Consider the following 3027-nt stretch of genomic DNA (forward strand, 5'->3'; position numbering starts at 1 on the left):
CGTGAGGGTAAGGCGACGGCGGAGCTCTCTGTGGCGGAAGATGGGATCGCAGCCGAGGTAAAGGCCAGGACAGAGGAGATATTGTCGCACGCGACAAACAGGAAGGTGACATGCGATGTCAGGATCGATCCGGGGATCATAGGCGGCTTCAGGCTGAAGCTCGATGATTTTATTTACGATGCGAGCATGGCGGGAAGGCTTGAGAGGATGAAGAGGTCGCTTTGTTCTAAGGAGAAGGAGCTCTGATGGAAATACGCGCAGACGAGATAAGCCGCATCATCAAGGAGCAGATACGAGACTACGACACGATGTCTACGGCCGATGAGACGGGCCAGATCATTTCAGTCGGCGACGGCATAGCGTACGTATATGGACTGGCTGGCGTGATGGCCAGCGAGCTCCTGGATTTCGGGCACGGCGTGGTGGGGATCGCGCTCAACCTCGAAGAGGACGTGGTGGGAGCCGCCCTCATGGGCGAGGATGCGAAGCTCAAGGAGGGCGATGAGGTCCGCCGCATGAAGCGCATTGCCTCGGTGCCGGTCGGAGACGAGGTCGTGGGCCGCGTAGTCGACGCGCTGGGCAGGCCGATCGACGGCGGCGGGCAGCTCAAATCGGCAACCATGCGCAATGTCGAGATGAAGGCTCCGGGCATCGTCCAGCGCAGGCCGGTCTGCGAGCCGATATTCACAGGCATAAAGGCCATAGATGCGCTCACGCCCATAGGCCGCGGTCAACGCGAACTCATAATCGGCGACAGGCAGACCGGGAAGACGGCGATCGCCGTGGATGCCATCCTCAACCAGAAGGGCGCGGACGTACGCTGCATCTATGTCGCCGTCGGCCAGAAGCTATCCACCGTGGCCAGGGTTGTCGACAGGCTGAGGGCCGGCGGCGCGATGGAATACACTACGGTCGTGGTGGCCGGCGCTTCGGACCCGGCGGCGCTGCAGTTTATGGCGCCTTACGCCGGCGTGGCCATGGGCGAGCACTTCATGGAGAAGGGCGGCCATGCGCTTGTGGTCTACGACGATCTCTCCAAACACGCGGTCGCATACAGGGAGTTGTCGCTCCTTTTGCGCCGGCCGCCGGGCAGGGAGGCGTATCCCGGCGACATCTTCTATCTGCACTCCAGGCTCCTGGAGCGGGCGGCGAAACTCTCCGAATCTCGCGGGGGGGGATCGCTCACCGCGCTGCCGATCGTGGAGACTCAGGCCGGCGACATCTCCTCCTACATCCCGACGAACATCATCTCCATAACGGACGGGCAGATATATCTCGACTCGGATCTCTTTTACGCCGGCTTCAGGCCGGCGATCAACGTGGGGCTTTCGGTCTCGCGCGTCGGCGGCGCCGCGCAGACCAAGGCGATGAAGAGGGTGGCCGGAACTCTGAGGCTCGACCTGGCGCAGTACAGGGAGATGAAGTCGTTCGCGCAGTTCGGCGCGGAGCTCGACGAGTCGACTTTGAGGCAGATCAACAGGGGGGAGAGGCTCACCGAGATATTGAAACAGAAACAATACAGGCCTTTGAAGATGTCGGCGCAGGTGCTGGAGATCTACTGCGGCGTTGCGGGCCATCTGGACGACATAAAGGCGGATCATGTATGCCAGTTCGTGGACGGCTTCGTACGTTATATGGAAGACAAGGACCCGGATCTTATGAAGAAGGTGGAGTCCAGCGGAGACCTGGATGTCGGATCATCGCAGACCCTGGACAGGGAGGTAGTCGAGTTCAAGAAACAGTTCGCTATCGTTGCGTAGGCGCCAGCTATGCTCACTCAGAAGGAAATAAGACGCAGGATCGAGGCTGTGAGGAACACCCAGAAACTGACTCGGTCGATGAAGCTCGTGGCTGCTGCGAAGCTCAGGGGGGCCCAACAGAGGGCCGTGGAGAAGCGCGTCTATACCTCTGCGCTCTACGACATCGCCGTGAGGGTCTCGCGGAGGCTGGGCAGGGAAGCGCCGGTATTATGGCGCAGACCACAAAGGCTGGATTGCGTGGATCTCATAGTTATGACTTCGGATCGCGGGCTGTGCGGCGGTTTCAACGAGAATTTGCTCCGCGATGTGGAAGAGGGGGCCTTGCAGCACATCATGCACAACATATCCGTCAAAGTTTTCGTGGTCGGCAAACAGGGAGCGAAATGGCTCAGGGGGCGCGGCTATGACGTGGAGGAGGTGCCGACAGAGGGCGGACTGGATTTTCAGGTGAAGTGGCTCATGGAGACGATGTCAAAGAGATGCGCTTCCGGCGAGAGCGCCGGCTGCAACATTGCGTTCAACAGGTTCGTCAACGCCTCCCACCAGAGGCCGACTTTCTGGAATCTGCTTCCGCTCTCGTACAGGGGGTACGACGTGGAGCGGAACATCGAATATCTCTATGAGCCTACGAGGGAGGAGGCGCTCGAGGCGCTTGCGGGGCAATTGCTCGACAGCGCGCTCAGGCAGGCTTTCCTCGAGTCGGAGGCCTCGTTGCACGCGGCGCGCATGACCGCGATGGATGCGGCCACCAAGAACGCGGACGACATGGTCGCCCATCTGACTTCCGTGTACAACAGGGTGAGGCAGGAGGCGATCACGTCGGAGCTCATGGACATAGTCAACGGCGCAGAGGCGTTGAGGTCTGCGCAGCGGAGCTGAGAGATGAGAGCGCAAGACAAAGTTTCAAACGGCAAGGCGATACAGATCATGGGCCCGGTGGTGGACGTCATCTTCTCCGAGGGGAGACTCCCGGAGATATACACCGCGCTTACGGTCACAAACCCCGCCTTAGGCGCGGGGGAGGACAACCTCGTGCTCGAGGTGTCGCAACACATAGGCGAGAATATGGTTCGCTGCATCGCCATGGATTCGACCGAGGGTCTGATCCGGGGCGCGGCCGTGCGAAACACCGGCGGCCCGATAATGATGCCGGTCGGCAAGGAGGTTCTTGGCCGAGTCCTCAATGTTATCGGAGAACCGGTGGACGAGGGCGCGCCGCTCGCCGTTCAGAAGCGCATGCCGATCCACCGCGATCCGCCTGCGTTCA

Annotated in this window: 4 protein-coding genes; all 4 read left to right on the forward strand. The window is 60.8% G+C overall.

Annotation, left to right across the window (positions count from 1 at the left end):
* Window positions 1-246, forward strand: a 246-nt coding sequence (locus WC683_20460; GenBank protein MFA4974984.1) for a F0F1 ATP synthase subunit delta, incomplete at its 5' end; no start/stop codon positions are given.
* A complete protein-coding gene (gene atpA / locus WC683_20465) occupies window positions 246-1760 on the forward strand; it encodes a F0F1 ATP synthase subunit alpha (protein ID MFA4974985.1) in 1515 nt (504 codons plus the stop codon). The genes WC683_20460 and atpA, both read left to right, overlap by 1 nt.
* Before the next feature lie 9 nt (window positions 1761-1769).
* Entirely contained in the window at window positions 1770-2639 is an 870-nt protein-coding gene (gene atpG, locus WC683_20470) for an ATP synthase F1 subunit gamma (GenBank protein ID MFA4974986.1), read from the forward strand.
* A 3-nt stretch (window positions 2640-2642) separates the two neighbouring features.
* Window positions 2643-3027, forward strand: a 385-nt coding sequence (locus WC683_20475) for a F0F1 ATP synthase subunit beta (protein MFA4974987.1), incomplete at its 3' end; no start/stop codon positions are given.

The organism is bacterium (assembly GCA_041648665.1).
GTDB lineage: Bacteria > UBA10199 > UBA10199 > 2-02-FULL-44-16 > JAAZCA01 > JAFGMW01.